Raw genomic sequence first — 17,860 nt, forward strand, 5'->3', positions numbered from 1 at the left:
AATGATGCTTCCCTAAAAAACGAAAGTGAGTAAAAGACCGCCTCTAACACCGTCATCAACGGTATCTTGGCGAGCAGCAATACTACGATCTGACAGTGCGTTATAGCCGACATAACTACCAATAACCCAATCGGTTGTTAGAGGATATTCAATGCCGATCTCTGCCGAATAACTGATACCTGCCTTCGTTGACAAGTCATCTTCAACCCAGGTTTGTACGCCATAAGGGGTCACTTCTTTTGAACGGTATTGCAGCCCTAAGTTAGTGTACAAATTCCAATTTCTAATTTGCCAATCATAACTGTATGAAATAGAAGCCTCGATACCATCACTGCCATCATCATTGCGACTAACGGGTGAGTATATCAATTGCAATTGACTGTTTTCATAAAAGCCAGTCATTCTCAGGCCTGCACGTTCATCTTCATTACGCGTTTGAATACCTTCTAAACCCTCAATTCCTCGCGTACTGTATTGATAAAATAAGTCAAAAGAATAATCGTCGCTATTATAGAAATTTACTCCCCAAGCTGGCATAGAATACATACCTTGAATTCGTCTAGTACTTATTCCTGGTGATTCCATGAATAGTCCGAGTAACTGTACTCGGTAACTTATAGCTACATCAAACTCTGATTCAGTATCTTCATTCGCAGCAAAAGCATAATCATCACCAACGCTACTTATTGCACTGACATCCACATAAAATCCATCACGTCGATTATAGATGAGCCGATGGACTTTCTCACACTTTTCATCATCTTCATCACAGTTTCGAGACTCATGGTTTTCACATTCGCCGAAACAAGCAGAAAATTCATCATCGTCTTTTAGTTCAGTTGTTGACTCTTTCTGATTATTCACTGCTTTAGCGGTATTTTCATTATCGACAATAATGTCTGTTTCATTACTTTCGGTTATTTTATTCTTTTCATCCACATTAGCTGCTTGTTCATTCTTGTCATTGCTATTAATACTGCTATCACTGCTAATCACTGCGGTATTTTTATTATTGGTAAGCTGTGGAGTCGGCTCAGTGGTTTTCTCTTCGACATCAGGATTTGCGCTAGCAGTAAAAGAAGTCAAGATGACACTGGAGGCAATTAGGCTAATGACGGCTATTTTTGTTATATTTTTCATATATTCCCTATGAACGTCTGTTTTTGTTAACCGTAATATTAACTAAGCTTTGCAAAAATAGACGTAACACAAATTAAGCTGATGTATCAATTTGTATCATGTTTTAACGCAATAATAACATTGCTTTACATTATGAGGAATCAAGATAATACCAATAAAATGAATCATGGTTGCAGAATGACATAAGAATAAAGAGTCAAAGAAAAATGACGCGATTAGATGCTCAAGCCATTTGAGCTAAATTGTATCGTTATATTGGAAAGTAGCGCTATCTTGTTTAGCAACTATAGTTTAAATCGATTACAGGGAGGAAACATGCTAAAAAGAATGTTTTAGTCTTCGGGGAATTTTGATCTAACCCACTCTAAGGTCAGATCAACATTGTAACCCGCTAAAGCAGCGACAATAGATATAACGACAAGTGCTAATAAGAATATTGCTCAAAGGCGGCAATATCTCGTCTTAAACGGCGTTGCTCTTTTATTACTTCAATTTCACGCCATTTACGTTTTCGATCACTGCCTTTAACTTTACCCTTTTTATCAGGTCTTGTTAGTTCATCTTCATCGTCAAAAACATCTGCTTCATGCCAATATTCGTTATTCATATTACTCTCCTCTCACTAACGTTAAATAGTAATTTAAGGGAGTTAGATGAAGGTAATATGAAGCAAAGATGACATTTTAATGAACACGCGAGTTAATTAGTGACTGTGACCAATCAGACTAATTCAATCACTTTACTTAGACTTGATTTTTAAGCCTTTTAAAAATGCAGACAACACTTCATCAGAACAGTTTTTATAGTGCTTATTATTTACCTTTCTGAAAAAAGCGCTTAGCTCATACTTACCTAAACTTAAATCGGCTAATTCAAGCGTGGCAATAACGTCTTCAGCTTTTAAAGACAAAGCTATTTTGACTTTATTAAAGATCATATTATTAGTTAATTCTTGTTCAACCTCACGTTCTGGCCCTTCACTTGGTCCTCTTTTAGCGATGATAAGACCATTTAGAAAACTGGCAAATTGCACGTCTTCTAATGGTTGATACGCAGCATCATCTTTTTCTTTAAAAAAGTTTGTTAGCTGCTCAGCACTAATTTCACACTGAGTTAGCGCAAATGTAGTGAGGATAGTTTCATCGGTTAAATCAAAGATAGTGCTGATGCGGCGAAGGAGGTCGTTATTAATCATTTAAGAGCCTAAAAGTTGTTTGCTTGAGCAGTGAAATAATCATTGCTTGAGAAATATTTCTAAATATTGGCATAGTATAACTGACTATAATACCAATCGTACTAATTTATTGACCACTTAGCGAGAATTAAAAGGCTTAGAGGCAAGGCATTGATTGCAGAGAAGGGTTGCTCCCTTGTCAAAATCAATGACGCTGAATGTAAGCCTTTTAAACTCGCCCTTTGGGAGCTCATTAGCAAACTGATAACATCACAAAACAAATGAAATATAGAGTAACTATAGTTAACTCATTTTGCTTGTTTTAAGCTCGCTAATGTAGCTCTAAGTTATCCAATAAATTAATACTACTGGTATAAGATCATAATCGTCTTTTGATTACAAGAAATGAAGCTTACCCTAAATACGAGTTTAGCTGAGTAGCTAAAATTTTTAATATTGATGAAAGTTTGTCAAAAGCATAAATTGTAATTATTATTAGTCAGGTAAATATACCCATATTACATCAAGATGCAGGATTCAGCTGGAATTAGAAACGTCTTTAGGCAAGGCATTGATTAAAGATAATGGTTGCTCCCTTATTAAAATTAATAACGTAGCATAAAGCGTTTCTAAGCCAGCCCTACGGGGATGTCTGAGCAAGTCATGTTCTTTGTTGCATCTCTTTTTGAGGGAATAACCCTCAATAAAGAGATGCGCCTCGTTCATAAATCGCACAGACATCCTGAAATTCGGATCTTGAAGTATCATGGGTAAATAACTAATTATAATCATTGCCAATAAAGGAAATTCAATGAACGCAATAGACGCCCCCATAACACAACTTGAAACTCTCACGATGAAAGCCTATGAACTTGGCCTAATTTACGCCCCTAGATTAGTTTTATCGATTCTTACGTTACTGATCGGTTTATGGATAATAAGTGGTGTTACTAAATTAGTAAAAGCTTCAATGGTTCGTTCAAAGGTTGATCCAACCTTAATCCCTTTTATGGGTAGCTTGGTTTCTTGGTTACTTAAATTATTACTGTTTATCTCTGTTGCTTCAATGATAGGTGTTGCTACTACTTCATTTATTGCGGTATTAGGTGCGGCAGGTCTAGCCATTGGTTTAGCGCTTCAATGCAGCTTAGCTAACTTTGCTGGCGGCGTACTAATTATGGTATTTAAACCTTATAAAGTAGGTGATTTGATTGAATCTCAAGGTCATTTAGGTGTCGTTAAAGAAGTGCAAATATTCAATACCATTTTACTTTCACCACAGTCAAAACGCATTATTATACCAAATGGTGCAACGTCTAATGGCTCTGTTATTAACTATACTGTTGAAGGTAAAATTCGTGTTGATCTTACTATCGGCGTTTCTTACCTTGCAGATATTGATCAAACTAAAGCCGTGTTAATGGAAGTTCTGCTTAATAATGACAAAGTATTGAAAACACCAGCTCCGTTTGTTGGCGTATCTGAAATGGCTGATAGCTCAGTTAACTTTGCTGTTCGCCCACATTGTTTACCAGAGCATTACTGGGATGTTTATTTTAGTGTCAATGAAGCAATCAAGAAAGCGCTTGATAAGAATGACATTGCTATTCCATTCCCTCAACGCGATGTACATTTAATTCAAGCTTAAATACTAATATTTAGGTAATCGATTTGAAGTGAATTTTTTGTAGTAAATTTTTTGTAGTAAAGTAAAAAACCGTTAATGGCGAGCCATTAACGGTTTTTTTTATCTCGATATCTTTCGCATTGTGGATATCTTTACAGTACTATTTTTACGATATTAGCTTTAACAATATGCGTTTAAAAATAAGGCCTGGACTGATTATTTTTTAGAGGCCGCATATTTCGTGACATAGTTTAATTTCGAGAGAGGTACCGTCTTTTTCACTGGAAACTCTTCAAACTCTTTTCGTTCAATAATATGGCCCAAGCGACTTTCAATAGCACAAAGCTCTCTGAAGTTATCTTTAGAAACTAAAGAAATAGCTTCACCTGATGCGCCCGCTCGACCTGTTCTGCCAATACGGTGAATATAGTCATCTACTTGCGCAGGTAAGTCATAATTGATAACGCGCGCAAGCTCTCCAATATCCAAACCACGTGCCGCAATCGCGGTGGCGACTAAAAATTTAATTTTTCCTAATTTAAAATCGTTAAGTATTTTTTCACGAATATCTTGCGCTCTACCACTGTGAATACTTTCAGCGACAATACCGCGCTTTTCTAACTGGCTTACTAATTTTGCAGCACCATGTTTAGTTTCAACGAAAATAAGCGCTTGTTGCCAATTTTGAGTGGTAATTATATGGCTTAATAAGGCTGATTTATTACTTTTATCAACCGTAACCAACCACTGCTCTATTTTAGGCTTAGAAGCTTTATCCGCACCAATAGAGATTTCAACAGGTTTATGAATCGATCTTTTCGCTAAACCACGAACCTCTTCAGACATGGTGGCAGAAAACAGTAAATTTTGACGGTGCTCAGGTAAACGTTCAATGATTTTATTAATGTCATCAATAAAGCCCATATCTAGCATTCTGTCGGCTTCATCAAGTATCAACATATCAAGTTCATCAAAATGCAAAACTCTTTGATGTGTCATGTCGAGTAAACGCCCCGGTGTTGCTACCAGAATATCTACGCCCCAAATCAATCGTTGCTTTTGTTCCTGTGCATCAACGCCGCCATACATCGCCATAGAGCTAATATCTAAATATTTAGCATACTGACTAATACTCGCTTCAACTTGAACAGCAAGCTCACGAGTAGGCACAAGAATAAGGGCACGAATACGTTTAGCCCGTAATTTCTTATCTGTTTCTTTGTACCGACTATTAAGTTGCTCTAATAATGGCAAAACAAAACTGGCTGTTTTACCTGTACCAGTTTGCGCTGCAGCAATAATATCTTTACCCGATAAAACGACAGGTATTGCTTTTTGTTGTATGGCTGTTGGTTTGGTATAGCCTAAATCAGCAATGGCGTTGAGTATTGGGGTCGATAATTTAAGTGTTGAGAAGGACATAATGTGTCTTAGCCATATTAGTAATCACACTGCGAGGATAATTTGCCTTTGTATAATATATAGCGGGCAAAGTGCAGGTGGTAGGAACGATAATGCGCGCAGTATAACAGTTATCTATACCCATTCCACTTGAAGATGCATGATTCAGCTGGAATTAGAAACGCCTTTAGGCAAGGCATTGATTGAAGAGAATAGTTATTCTATTGTCGAAATCAATAACGCAGCATAAAGCGTTTCTAAACCAGCCCCTTGGGGAAGACTGAGCGATTCATACTCTGCGTTACATTTCTTTTTTAGGGCGCTACATGGATGTAGCTTATTAGAGAATGCAGGAGCATATTCTCCTGAATGACCCTTAATAAAAAAATGCGCCTTGATTATGAATCGCTCAGACTTCCTGAAACGAGCATCTTCAAATGGAGTGGGTATATAGTACGTAGAAGCAAGAAGCTACTTGCTTACTCTAAAGCTTTAAATACCAAAAATCACCCTAGAGCAAACTTAGTTCAAACGCTTGGTTATAGCTATGCGAATAGATAGTACAACTAGGGTATTAAAGATAGGTTATAATAATAGGAGTAAATTTCGAGCTCTGCTCAAGATAATTGGATCTATCTACCCTATGAAAAACACAGAAAATACAACCGATACGACAACAGAAAAAGACATTTCTTTAGGTAATGTTTATGTGATGACACATTCTTTTTTTTCCGATGTAGTGAAAATAGGCTGTACCACTGAAGATCCACAAGAACATGCTAAATCGCTATCAGCAAAGACTATTGGTGAATACACCGTTGCTTTTTCATTACAGTGCAACAACCCTTGTAAAGTAAAAAAACAAATAAAAAAATACTTAAACGCTGAAAAGTACGTCAATGAGTTTTATCAAGTATCACCTGAGGTTGCCGAGAAACTACTCAGAAGAGAAACCTTAGTAATTCCAAGCCTTAATAGCTTTTAGCTAATAAAAAAGCATTGCTCTTGATGAACAATGCTTTTTAATGATGATCCTTACCGAAACCACTTAGTGATATCAGCTCAGGTAAAATTTAACCTCGAAAGATTAACAATCCCTAATTAAGACTTATTTTAACGATTCTACTTCTGCAAGTGCCTGCGTAAATTCACTCAATTCTATTTCTAAACACTCATCATCACCTTGCCAGTTAATACCAACAATAACGCCATCTTCATTGAGGTCTTCAAGCCAAAATTCAAACCAATCGGCTAGTGAAATTTCACAAGGAACATAATCACTCCATTCTTCAATACAATGCTGTTGTGCTAATTGTGAGCTTGACCAAAGCGGCATTACTTCACTATTTTCAAAGCTAGGTGAATCAAGTACAACCCAATCTTCGCTTGCTTTATCTTGTAGTGCCCAAATAACTTGGGTAGGTTTAGTTTCTGCCAAAAACGTTTTCAAAATATTATTGCTATCGCTCATAAGATCATTACTTCTCTTTAATTAGATGAGCGGATTATAACGGAGTTACCATCAGAGGTCATGTGATACCGCTACCATTGAAAGTGGCAAGGTATAGAGTGATTGTTACAGTAAGTAATTAACGCCAAAACAAGGCTAAATACATCAAGGTGAAGCAACAGTAAATTGATGTTCTTCCAACGGTAATGGCAAGTGGTATTTACAGAGAAAAAACACTTATTAAATTAAAGACTTTTTATTTCTTCACTTGACCTATAAACTTGTCGGCTTTTCGCTCTGAGATCTGTTTATGCTTTTTAGAATAAATTTCCTTTTATTGGCGCTATTGCTCACTCCTTTTTCCTCAGCAAACAACGTTAGCCAGTTTAAAAAAAGCTTCTCTACTCAAGTTAAAAAGCAACTCAAAACCTATAACATTCCCGGTGGCGCTTATGCCATAGTGCAAAATGATACTATCATTGCCATGGAAACCTTTGGTCATACTGATAAAGCTAAATCTCATCAAGTTGATTTCAACACGGTATTTCGCTTAGCTTCAGTTTCTAAAACGTTCGCCGCCACAGTAACGACCATGCTAGCGCAAGAAAAATTGTTAAACTTATCTGACCCTATAACCAAATACGTACCAAATTTCACCCTAGCCACAGACGGTGCAGCACAGAAGATTCAACTCAAACACTTATTAAGTCACTCTAGTGGTTTGATGCCAAACGCCTACGATAATCTACTTCATGAAAATTGGACTATGGATAAAATCATTGGTCGTTTTGATCGTATTACACCTATTTGCCAACCTGAAAAGTGTTATGGCTACCAAAATATAGCCTATGGACTTTTACAACCGGCTATAGAAGCGAGCCAGAGTAAAAACTATGCAACGCTATTACAAGATCGCGTGTTTACACCACTCAATATGACAAATGCTTCTTTAGGTATTGATGTATATAAAGAAAAAGAAAATACAGCTAAGCCCCATATTCTAAGAAAACGAGTCAAAACAGGACAAAAAGACCCTCAAGGTCGAGATATTAGAAAATATGTATGGCGTACAGTAAAAGTAACGCCAGATTATTACAAAGTTGCGCCCGCAGCCGGAGTTAATGCCAGTATTAGTGACTTAGCTAAGTGGCTAATTGCTAATTTAGGACACAAACCCGAGGTATTATCGCCCTCGTTATTAGCCGAATTAACAACACCAAGAATTAGAACTAAAAAAGACTTACGCCGACGGTTTTGGCGTGGTCATCTAACCGATGCTCATTACGGTTATGGCTGGAGAATTTATCAATTTGAAGGTCACCCCATCATTTACCATTCAGGCTGGGTTGCAGGATTTCGTGCTGATATAGGCTATTCGCCCGATTTAGATATCGGCTTTGCCATAGTCATTAACGCTGAATCTAATGCAATCAATAAAATATCAAGTCAGTTTTGGTTACAAGCAAGTACCCTGTTTGATAAAAAGCGAGCTAAACAAGTTAAAAGCTAATATTCACAAATGGTGCAATTTTTTTAATTATAAATAAGTGATGTTGTACATCACTTATTTATTTCACCCCTCCCATAAATCAAGAGAGAGTCTATCTCTGGTAACGAAGACTAACTCGCCTTTTTTATTATATAAGCCAAGGTTGCTTTATAATCACTGTAATCAAGTGGTATTTGTTGGATTACGCCATCAACTTCAAGCACTAAGGATGGAAAGCCCTGCTGGCTTAATTCTCTTGCTAAGTTGACTTGTCTTGCTAACTCTTTGTCTGTTTCTGACGAGTTAATATCAGCAATAAATTGCTCTAAATCTAAAGTATTTGATACTTGCTGGCTTAACTCTTTTGCCACAGTAATTAATATATCAACATTAGACGGGTTTAAAGCGCGTAAGTAATACGCCTGCTGAATTGCATCTATCATAGGTTTTTGACAAGACTGTTTATGTGCTGCAATTGCTGCTCTACAGGAATTATAAGTTGAACGCTTTGGTGTATTATCACGCCAAAAATCATGATTAAATCGAGTACCTAATTTTTGCTCGATTGTACGCCAATGGTTTTGAATCATCTGCTGTTGGGCAATTGGCATTGCGCTATCTGAATCAGGAGCTAAACCGCCTGCAACATATTCTACCATTATCGATTTGGGTAAATTTTGCTGTAAAAGATCCCAAACAGGACGATAGCCCCAACACCAGCTGCACATTGGATCGTAAATATAATATAACTTGGTGCTCATATATAGCCTCTCTATGGTGGAAAAGAGTAGTAGTTATTTAAATAATAAAACACTTATCACTTTTTCTCTTCTAATGACTAACTCAATAACTAATGCCTCGTTAATCACCAATGGCAGCTTCAAAGAATAAACCTTTGCTGATAAATAAATCCAATAAATAAATCCAATAAATAAATCCAATAAATAAGAATATTTAACCAGGTAGCTGTAACCTATCTTGTATAACGAACAAATCAACTTACGATATTTTTCAAAATTGATAAACCGTTACTTAGCTAAAGCCGCTAATTCTAACGTAACATGATCTATGCCCTGCCTAGCTATTTTCTTATTCAATTCAGCCTGTTTAGTACTTAATAAAGAGATGCCTTCAACCGTGATATCAAACGCTTTCCATTGTCCTGTTTTTTTGTTTTTTCGCATTTGAAAAACAATATCAATAGTTGGTGCGCCTTGCTCAATAATTTGTGTTTTAACGCCAATGATTCTTTTACCTTTAGTTGGTTTTTCAGGTTCAAAAATGACTTGTTGGTTTTTATACTTAGATAAAGCAACAGAGTAAGTTCTTACCAAGTAATGACGCATCGCTTTTACAAATTCAGCACGTTGTTCTTTTGATACCTTTTTCAAATGTTTACCTAGAATACGATATGAAGCATAGCGATAATCTATCGATGGCATTAATTCTTCTTCTACAATATCGCGCATTAAATGAGGGAATTTTTCAATCGCTTGCTGATTAGCTGAAATACGTGAAAACAAGTTAGTGCCTGCTGTTTTTAATACCACATAAGGCGAGGCATTCTCTACAGGAGAAACAGAATAAGATACTGAGCTTGCTGATGATGTTGCACCAGATGAAGCTGCTAATGCTTCAGGAGCTGTAGAGAGTAATACAAAAGCCATTATGCTTGTTGTTATGAGTGCTCGCATGAGAAAGTAATCCTTAAATATAAAATAAGTATTGAAAAACTGGTCGTCACATACCGACCGAGCGGTTTGTAACTTTATAGCGAGAGAATAGCACCGACCGAGCGGTATGTGAAAGGTATTTTAAAGAATAAAAAAGTTTACGAAAGTGTAAATAGGAATAAGCATGTGCCGATCTGTACTGCTATGCGTTATTAAATTCAAATGAGTCGTTAAGGGAGCAAAAGGCATTGATATGAAATGAATTACTTTTTCAACGCTCTAATATAAAGACATAACTCAGCGATAACTTGCTGAAATAATAATTTATTACGAGAGCTTTTACTTAAGCTAGTAGCGCCATTTAAAGTAGCAACAATAAAGTATCCCACTTGACTAAACGCTAAATTATCACGTAAATCACCACTAACTCGCTCAAGAGCATCAACAATCAATTGATTCAATTGTTCCTGCATACACAAAATACGTAAACGAAAGCCCTCATCAACGTTTGCCATTTCTTCGCAAAGATTATTGAGCGGACAGCCACACACAACTTCACTGCAAGACATTTCCTCAGTCATTGCAGTTAAAAAATCACACAAGCCTTCAATAGGATCATCAACAGTCAGAGGTGTATGCCATACGTTTAGAAACATCGGAGTGTAAACTTCTTCAAATACGGCGTAACCCAACTCTATTTTACTAGTGAAGTGATAATAAAGCGCACCTTTTGATATTTCACAGCGATTGAGAATAACTGATAAGCTAGTTGCTTTAAAACCATGCTGATGAATTTCATCGGCGGCCACGGTTAAAATATTCTGGCGGGTTTGCTCTGCATCACTCATGGCTACTACTCAATTATTTTACTAAACGGTTTAATCACCTAAATAATAACCAACCGCTCGGTATGTTGCAAGCATTGCTTAAAAAATATCCCTTCGTGATTTTGCGTGTTTTTCAAAAAATGTGATTGTATGCGGAGTCCGATTTAATGCCTTATTAACGACATTAGTAACCACCTTCAAGTTTTTTAGAGACTATTTCGGGGGTTAATTCAGGTATGATTTGTTTTTGATTTTTTGCACAAATATATCTAGATCCATTTCCTTTACGACAACTATAATAACTCCCCCAAGATCGATTATCAGCAACAGGAATTAGGTAAGCTATTTCTCCATGTTTTGTAGCATCATGACTTATTAAATCTCGCTCAGTTAAGCGCGCCTGCTGAATTGCCTGCATTAATTCAATTTTCGATGTTGATTGTTCTGCCTTAGTAGCCGAGTGTTCAGCACTTTGAGCAAAGTATGCTGATAAACCAGAAATTGCGGCAGGTATTATCGCTAGTATTATTGCTTGCTTGAATGTTAATTCCATCGCCATGAGTACTCTCAGTTATCTTTATAAGCAGCTAACGCCTACTTAAAGGGAGAAATAGTTGGCTAAAGTGGGAATGAAGTGAACAGCCAACTATATTTTTCTGTTTGAAGTTCTTGTTATGTTTCTTAACTAATTTAAAATACGCTTTTCCATTGCTCAGTGTCTATGAACCAGCGTTCCTCATAAATTTTTTCACCTTCAAATTTGAACAAAACTGACAACTGAGAGGCTATGATCTTATCGGACTTCCACTCAATAATAGAGACAACTTCATTTTCTCCTTCGAGTTGACGAAGCCCCGTAATTTCGAAACCTGGGGGAAGGATTTCCCCAAGATTATCTAAAGCAGAGCGGAATGCTTGTCGCCCCTTTAAAACATCACCTTGTCCCGGCATGATGAATATCATTTCTTCCACATAGTCAGATACTAATGTATCAAAATCTCCAGCACCAAGTGCGTCCCAACCACGTTGTACTATATTGGCTAAATTCATTGCTTTATCTCCTATAGAGTTTCAACAATTTAACTATAGAAGTTATCCACTAATGTTGCAGAGATACTAAAAAACAACTGCTTATGATGGAGACTTCTCAGTGATATAACACAATTAATTTATTAGAAAAATCTTTGAAGCTAACATTTGCAAAGCGCACCAAGTTGCCGTTAAATCTTAAGGCATTCAGTGTTCATTTTTGAGATAGGGTTAACCGTCACTAAGCCACTTAAAGACCGTATTACTATAGCCTTATAAGCCCTTAATTATCATTTTGGTTAATATATTGGAGGTTGTGGGTTTCTTTATTAATTGAAGAGTATCTGTGTCATTAGGTACATTTTAAAGGGCTAAACTTTCTGAGTAGACTGCAATTAGCTTATCAAGACTAGTTTTATATTATTTTTGTAGGCAGGTAATAAAGGCCACTAACATGAGTAGCCCCCATTTATCGATTTAATGCTGCTGAGGATAAGCAAGCACCCAATCAGAGTTCTCATCACCTTGTCTATCAAATTTATATTTAACAGAATCAAAACCACAGCTTTTTACAAGGCCATTAAAATCAAACTGTTGTTTTTCTCCTGCTTTTGAGTCCATGAATGCAGCATCGCTTGGTATAATAATTTTCGCATGTTCCGCTGAGATTACAAATGCGGCTTCAGCCAAAATTAGATCATTATTATGACGTTTGATAACCTCTGCATTTCCTAAACTATTTCCATCTAAGTCTCTGAACTCTAACTCTTCTGGATGATTAATCTCAATAACATCACAGCCATTAAGTTGATATGCAATTAGCATGTTTACCATTTTCATTTCTCCCTGTTTTATTCGTATTTTTGTGTATTAAAGGGCTTTGCTCGTTCATAACTGAGTAAGTCAATCCTATGTTATATTACGTTAAAATAACAAACTATTATTGATATGAACGCACCTAAGGCCAGATACAGCTGATAATGAAGAGTTAGTCGTCATAGTTGGATCAATTGCCATTAGTATAACCAAGATTAACGTCAGTAATGCCAATTTCAAGGTGCTCATTAAAGTAATTTTATATGGTTTTTGGAAATTTATAAGAGTGAAATGTACGATGACTGGATCATAACGTCGTGCCTCCATAAATTAATACGAACGACGAAACATCAATTAATTAGGATGTGTAATGACTGTAGTAATATTTTTTGATGGTCAGCTACTGTCACAAAACGGTCTTTAGGTGATAAAGCGATAAAGCCGACATTACTACAATAGTTCAATATTTGGATGTAGATTGAAGGTAGGTTTTATTGGACGAGTTAACGCAATATCAGCTTGCAATAGGGTAATGTTATCAAAGAAACGCAAAAGTGGATTAGTGGCTATTGCTTTAATAAACAAAAACCACTAATTAATAGTCGGATAGCGAAGAGTTTGTTATAAACGCCATCCAGACATGAGGTTAACTATTTAATTTCCTTAATGATGATATCAAACTTACTATCAATCACTGCTTGTGTAGCACCGTAGTGACGAGTAGTGATAGTGAAGTCTTTACCATACGCTGAAGTATCGATGTTATTAATCGCATCATCACCACAGTTGAAGGATATAGTAACGGTTTTATCAGCATTCACTTCCCAAGAATACGAGTTAATCGCAACGGCACCTTCAATCAAGTATTTTTCTGAATCGTATGCAGTTACAGATGTGAAGAACCTATTCTGTGGGTCTTCAAAAGTTGTCGTTTCACATTTATCACCATCAATAAATGGCGAATTTACATACTTATTACCTTCTAGTACAATTGGTGAAGCACCACCCCAACCCGCAGCATTTTCTAAGTTCCACTGAGTAAGGTCAGTTATTTCTGCCGGAGTTCGAGGGAAGGTATATGTGAATACGCCATCACGTTCTACGATTTGGTCAACAACAGCTTTACGCTTGTTAACTTCTGCCTCAACTTCAGTAAAGTCATAATTTGGGAGTGTAAAGTCAGTAGCAAAGTCGAACTTAGATGTGTCAACTTTCTTTAACTGAGCTAATGCGTTAGCAATACCTTCAACAGTGTTAGTACCAATTTCAACACCAGAACGGTAGATTAAGAATACTGTTTCGGTATCAGTAACAGGTAAAGTATGTACACCATCTTCAACAATCAAGTGCTCACCATGACCATTCTCGGTAACAACTTGAACTGAGAAGTAATTATTCGTTTCAGGGATGTCAAAAGTTACTTTACCATCAACTACATTAAGAACAGCAACACCGTAAAGAGTGTCGTCATTCATCTGAACAGTTGGAGCCTTATCACCACGAGGTGGCAATGTCGGTAAGATTGCAAACTGTTCGTTAGCATGACCTTTAGCAATCCAGTTACGATACATACGAGCTGTTTCAGCGTGAGAAAAGTTTGCATCATTAATAATTATCGTCCCTTGCTCACCAGATGCTTCTGTACTTTCTAGTGAATTACACGCCGAAAGAAGCGTAATAATAGAGAGTGCGATTAGAGATTGTTTAAACTTTGACATTGAATTAACTCCATGATGTTCTTTAACGAAAATTATAAGTGTTTGTTCTCAATTCATGCAGCTAGTTTACTTAAAAATTTAATTAAAACAAATGAATAAACAACATACATTATATGCATGCAACGCATAACTTATTAGCAAATTTCAGATGGATTTCCTATCATCTACTAGAAACCAAAGGTAATGATAAAAACTAATATGTTAAACGCCAGCTATCGTATCTAAGTGCTCCATCAGTGGATGATATTTATCTTTATATAACGACTGTTTTATTAGTGAGCAGACGTTAACGCTTTAGAGCCTAAAGACCGCTTTGTGGTAAAAATTAGCGTTAGGTGATTCTACCTTCACAATGCAACCGCCTATTATATAGCATGACCCTAGCAATTTATTCTATCGGATTCACTAATTGCTTTAGGTACTAACGTTAATCGTCCGTTGTATTGATGGCAGACTAACACTGACCTCTTTTTCAATCTGTCGTGATGTTAAGCCCTCACCATGTAACTTCATTATCTGTAAATGAATAACCTCGGTAATAACATTAGGAAGGCCAAAAGCAGCAGCATAACCATTTTTACGTTCTTTATTTTTAGCAATGGAAGGTCTATTTATTGGTACTATTGGTTTTCTTTTTTTATGAACTACTGGAGCCGTTGCTATAATTGGTTCGGGTTTTGGTACTGTGTTCTTATGTTCAATCAATAGCGGTATCGCTTTACTCAGTGCTTTTTCTACAGCGCGAGTAATGATATCTTCAAGTTCATCAGGTGTTAAATTAATGGTGTTATTTTTTTTCGACAATTTCCCTGCGACATTCTGTGACTTTTTAGCTATTATTTTCTGCGACACTTTAGATAGCGAACTGAAAACACGTATTAACTCAGTAGTATCAATTTGTGGCTTACCTAACGTATCACGTACCATTGTTAGCTTGCCGTTAGCTATGTATCGCTGAATTGTTCTTCGTGACTTCTTTACTAGTAATGCGCTATCAGTGATATTGTGAATAGCCATACAACACCTTTTTTATTGTTATTACACTGTGACATATTAGAGGCTTTGATGAGAGAATAGTCAATACTGAACAAAAGAAAATTAACACTGATTTTTGGATTCGGTGTTATGAATCAATCACACTCCTCTTGCTTTAAAATGCTATTTATACTTCTAGAGATCCTGTCCGAAAGTAAAATTAAATAAACAAGGAGGAGAACATCCGTTTACGTATTTTAGTGATCATTAGATAGAGTTATTTTGAATCGTAATTAACGAGTTGCTAGCTTCCGCTTTGCGCGCAATCGAGACATGATCACTTTTCCCACAAAGCGGTATTAAGCAAAGCGAGTAGTTTTGATTCATATAGAGGGTTTATTTTCACTTGTATAATAAATAATATTATGAAAAATGGCCTTGTTTTCTGTCACATTGCGATAACCATGCTTTTGATTTGCATTAAATTTTACAACTTCACCTTTACTTAAGTGATGCCATTGACCATTCAAAAGATATTCAATATCTCCTTCTATTACCAAAACATGCTCTATCACACCATCATTATGAGGCGCAGATATTTGCTGATGTAACGGGGCTAAGGTTAAGGAAAAAACTTCACTATTTGTTTCTATATCGAATGGAAATAAAGTAGATATCGATATACCAGCCTCACTATTTAGCATATTTTGAGATAAGTCATCATCCTCAATTGCTAAGAAAAAATAGCTTAACGGTAAATTAAAACCAGTGGCTATTTTCCATAAACGCGCAACTGTGGGGCTTGATTCTCCTCGTTCTATTTGGCCTAACATTGCCTTTGAAACATCTGTGTTCTTACTTGCTACATCAAGACTCCAATCTTTATTGGTTCTCGCCAATTTTAGTTGGATACCTATTGCATTATTGAGGTTTAGACTCATTACTTCCCTTGTGCGTTATAACGCATAGTGGTACATTGTGCGCTATAACGCACACTAAAGTCATTGTGAGGGTAATAGGTATGTTAGTCAATCGCATAATTAGCTCGACTGTTGCTGGATTGGTTGCAGTTGTTATTGGTTTTGCAAGCTCCGTAGCTTTGATCTATCAAACAGTTATTAATTTAGGAGGTGATGCAAGTCTTGCATCAAGTTGGATATTAACCTTAGGATTATCAATGGGCATGACTTCCATTGCCTTATCCTTTTATTACCGAGTGCCAATACTGGTTGCTTGGTCAACACCAGGAGCAGCATTACTTATTGCAAATACTCAAAATTTTAATCTCAACGAAGCTATAGCCGGGTTCATGTTCTCAGCACTATTAATTTTTTTGTGCGGCATTACTGGTTGGTTTGAAAAATTAATAAATAAACTACCTTTTCAGCTTGCTTCAGCAATGCTGGGCGGAATTTTGGTTAATTTTGGCATTGATGTTTTTAATCAAATGAATGATGAGCCACTGCTGGTAATCGCCATGTTCTTTACCTATTTAATATGTAGACAATTAAGTCCTAAATTCACCATGCTGTTAGTGCTGACAGTTAGTATTGTGCTTGCGTGGCAACTTAAGTTAATTACGTTTACGGTATTTTCTTGGCAGTTAAGTGAATTTAGGTATATTTCACCTGAATTTAATATTTCCGCAATATTAGGCATTGGCATTCCTTTATTTCTTGTCACGATGGCAGCACAAAATTTGCCAGGTATTGCTGTATTAAAAGCACATAATTATAAAGCCCCAGTATCTTCGATATTAAGTGTTACAGGCTTTGTTAATATGCTTGCCGCCCCCTTTGGTGGCTACGCAATAAATTTAGCTGCGATAACAGCAGCAATTTGTATGACTGAAGACGTGGATAAAAATCCTGAAAAGCGTTATTGGGCAGCAATCTCTGGTGGTGGATTTTATATATTGATGGCAATTTCTGCTGGGTACCTGATGGAAGCTTTTGCATCATTGCCAAATGCACTAATCTATTCATTAGCTGGAATAGCTTTATTTACCACTATCAATAGTAGTATTCAACAAGCACTCTCTGAAGATAGAATGTCTGAAGCGGCAATAATTACCTTTCTCGTAACAGCTTCAAACTTGACGTTATGGGATATTAGCTCCGTATTATGGGGGTTAATCGCAGGCACTTTAACATTACTTGCTCAAAGCTTACTAAAGAAATCTAACTACAAATTAAACTAACAAATGCCAACTATGATCACGTAATGAACATTGTATAAAGAGCGCATGATGTCAGCTATACGCTTTACAATGTCGTTAACTTAAGGATAAATGATTAGCAATAATAGTTACCTGACAGGTACTAGAAACGCGCCATTAAAAATCACCTTCAAAAGATTAACCTTAATGGCTTTGTGCATAATTTAATGAAATTGAGTTGAAAGTCATTTTTCGTGGTTCGCACATACTGCTTCGCACTTAATCGACGACATTACTTGGTTTTAATAAATAATGATTTTCCTTAAGCGTCATAATTATCGGCGGTTATGCTTGATTTACATCAAACAAAACTTTCTATTATT

At 36.4% G+C, this 17,860-nt stretch carries 18 protein-coding genes; 4 read left to right on the forward strand and 14 right to left on the reverse strand.

The genetic code is table 11. From position 1 onward, the window contains the following. Nucleotides 1–12 precede the first annotated feature (12 nt). The 3 genes from ESZ36_RS06405 to ESZ36_RS06415 all read right to left on the reverse strand — a co-directional run bounded on the left by ESZ36_RS06405 (nucleotide 13) and on the right by ESZ36_RS06415 (nucleotide 2,335). Entirely contained in the window at nucleotides 13–1,140 is a 1,128-nt protein-coding gene (locus ESZ36_RS06405; RefSeq protein ID WP_146785239.1) for a MipA/OmpV family protein, read from the reverse strand. A 424-nt stretch (nucleotides 1,141–1,564) separates the two neighbouring features. After that, the gene (locus ESZ36_RS06410; protein ID WP_146785242.1) at nucleotides 1,565–1,747 is read right to left on the reverse strand and encodes a DUF3545 family protein; all 183 of its coding nucleotides are present in this window, start codon (nucleotides 1,745–1,747) and stop codon (nucleotides 1,565–1,567) included. A gap of 132 nt (nucleotides 1,748–1,879) precedes the next feature. Beyond that, complete coding sequence (locus ESZ36_RS06415; RefSeq protein WP_146785245.1) at nucleotides 1,880–2,335, reverse strand: YehS family protein; 456 nt, start codon at nucleotides 2,333–2,335, stop codon at nucleotides 1,880–1,882. A gap of 790 nt (nucleotides 2,336–3,125) precedes the next feature. Here ESZ36_RS06415 and ESZ36_RS06425 point away from each other — a divergent pair. Continuing rightward, complete coding sequence (locus ESZ36_RS06425; protein WP_146785248.1) at nucleotides 3,126–3,962, forward strand: mechanosensitive ion channel family protein; 837 nt, start codon at nucleotides 3,126–3,128, stop codon at nucleotides 3,960–3,962. A 195-nt stretch (nucleotides 3,963–4,157) separates the two neighbouring features. Here ESZ36_RS06425 and ESZ36_RS06430 read toward each other — a convergent pair whose 3' ends face one another. Next, nucleotides 4,158–5,363: a DEAD/DEAH box helicase gene (locus tag ESZ36_RS06430; protein ID WP_146785251.1), complete on the reverse strand. Its 1,206-nt coding sequence runs from the start codon at nucleotides 5,361–5,363 to the stop codon at nucleotides 4,158–4,160. Nucleotides 5,364–5,985: 622 nt separating this feature from the next. Here ESZ36_RS06430 and ESZ36_RS06440 point away from each other — a divergent pair. Continuing rightward, on the forward strand, nucleotides 5,986–6,327 hold the full coding sequence (locus ESZ36_RS06440) for a GIY-YIG nuclease family protein (RefSeq protein WP_246129007.1): 342 nt from the start codon (nucleotides 5,986–5,988) through the stop codon (nucleotides 6,325–6,327). A gap of 123 nt (nucleotides 6,328–6,450) precedes the next feature. On the opposite strand, the gene ESZ36_RS06445 is transcribed toward ESZ36_RS06440, so the two are convergent. Next, nucleotides 6,451–6,813, reverse strand: coding sequence for a DUF2750 domain-containing protein (locus ESZ36_RS06445; protein ID WP_146785254.1), 363 nt, complete (start codon nucleotides 6,811–6,813; stop codon nucleotides 6,451–6,453). Between the two features lie 289 nt (nucleotides 6,814–7,102). Here ESZ36_RS06445 and ESZ36_RS06450 point away from each other — a divergent pair, with 289 nt between their 5' ends. Continuing rightward, nucleotides 7,103–8,302, forward strand: coding sequence for a serine hydrolase domain-containing protein (locus ESZ36_RS06450; protein WP_146785257.1), 1,200 nt, complete (start codon nucleotides 7,103–7,105; stop codon nucleotides 8,300–8,302). Between the two features lie 110 nt (nucleotides 8,303–8,412). On the opposite strand, the gene ESZ36_RS06455 is transcribed toward ESZ36_RS06450, so the two are convergent. The 9 genes from ESZ36_RS06455 to ESZ36_RS06495 all read right to left on the reverse strand — a co-directional run bounded on the left by ESZ36_RS06455 (nucleotide 8,413) and on the right by ESZ36_RS06495 (nucleotide 16,260). Further along, complete coding sequence (locus ESZ36_RS06455; RefSeq protein ID WP_146785260.1) at nucleotides 8,413–9,042, reverse strand: DsbA family protein; 630 nt, start codon at nucleotides 9,040–9,042, stop codon at nucleotides 8,413–8,415. A gap of 267 nt (nucleotides 9,043–9,309) precedes the next feature. Further along, the gene (locus ESZ36_RS06460; protein ID WP_146785263.1) at nucleotides 9,310–9,975 is read right to left on the reverse strand and encodes an MlaC/ttg2D family ABC transporter substrate-binding protein; all 666 of its coding nucleotides are present in this window, start codon (nucleotides 9,973–9,975) and stop codon (nucleotides 9,310–9,312) included. Nucleotides 9,976–10,217: 242 nt separating this feature from the next. Beyond that, complete coding sequence (locus tag ESZ36_RS06465) at nucleotides 10,218–10,802, reverse strand: TetR/AcrR family transcriptional regulator (RefSeq protein WP_146785266.1); 585 nt, start codon at nucleotides 10,800–10,802, stop codon at nucleotides 10,218–10,220. Nucleotides 10,803–10,965: 163 nt separating this feature from the next. Continuing rightward, nucleotides 10,966–11,340: a hypothetical protein gene (locus tag ESZ36_RS06470; RefSeq protein WP_146785269.1), complete on the reverse strand. Its 375-nt coding sequence runs from the start codon at nucleotides 11,338–11,340 to the stop codon at nucleotides 10,966–10,968. 131 nt (nucleotides 11,341–11,471) lie between these two features. Beyond that, nucleotides 11,472–11,831, reverse strand: coding sequence for a nuclear transport factor 2 family protein (locus tag ESZ36_RS06475; RefSeq protein ID WP_146785270.1), 360 nt, complete (start codon nucleotides 11,829–11,831; stop codon nucleotides 11,472–11,474). Nucleotides 11,832–12,287: 456 nt separating this feature from the next. Then, the gene (locus ESZ36_RS06480; protein WP_170235786.1) at nucleotides 12,288–12,644 is read right to left on the reverse strand and encodes a hypothetical protein; all 357 of its coding nucleotides are present in this window, start codon (nucleotides 12,642–12,644) and stop codon (nucleotides 12,288–12,290) included. A 632-nt stretch (nucleotides 12,645–13,276) separates the two neighbouring features. Continuing rightward, nucleotides 13,277–14,344 carry a DUF1254 domain-containing protein gene (locus ESZ36_RS06485; protein ID WP_146785273.1) on the reverse strand — a complete coding sequence of 356 codons (1,068 nt, stop codon included), beginning with the start codon at nucleotides 14,342–14,344 and terminating at the stop codon, nucleotides 13,277–13,279. Nucleotides 14,345–14,758: 414 nt separating this feature from the next. Further along, the gene (locus ESZ36_RS06490; RefSeq protein WP_146785276.1) at nucleotides 14,759–15,361 is read right to left on the reverse strand and encodes a hypothetical protein; all 603 of its coding nucleotides are present in this window, start codon (nucleotides 15,359–15,361) and stop codon (nucleotides 14,759–14,761) included. Between the two features lie 341 nt (nucleotides 15,362–15,702). Then, nucleotides 15,703–16,260, reverse strand: coding sequence for a helix-turn-helix domain-containing protein (locus tag ESZ36_RS06495; RefSeq protein WP_146785279.1), 558 nt, complete (start codon nucleotides 16,258–16,260; stop codon nucleotides 15,703–15,705). 80 nt (nucleotides 16,261–16,340) lie between these two features. Here ESZ36_RS06495 and ESZ36_RS06500 point away from each other — a divergent pair, with 80 nt between their 5' ends. Beyond that, nucleotides 16,341–17,519, forward strand: coding sequence for a benzoate/H(+) symporter BenE family transporter (locus tag ESZ36_RS06500; RefSeq protein ID WP_146785282.1), 1,179 nt, complete (start codon nucleotides 16,341–16,343; stop codon nucleotides 17,517–17,519). The last annotated feature ends 341 nt before the right edge of the window (nucleotides 17,520–17,860 follow it).

The organism is Colwellia demingiae, from assembly GCF_007954275.1.
Classification (GTDB): Bacteria; Pseudomonadota; Gammaproteobacteria; order Enterobacterales; family Alteromonadaceae; genus Colwellia; species Colwellia demingiae.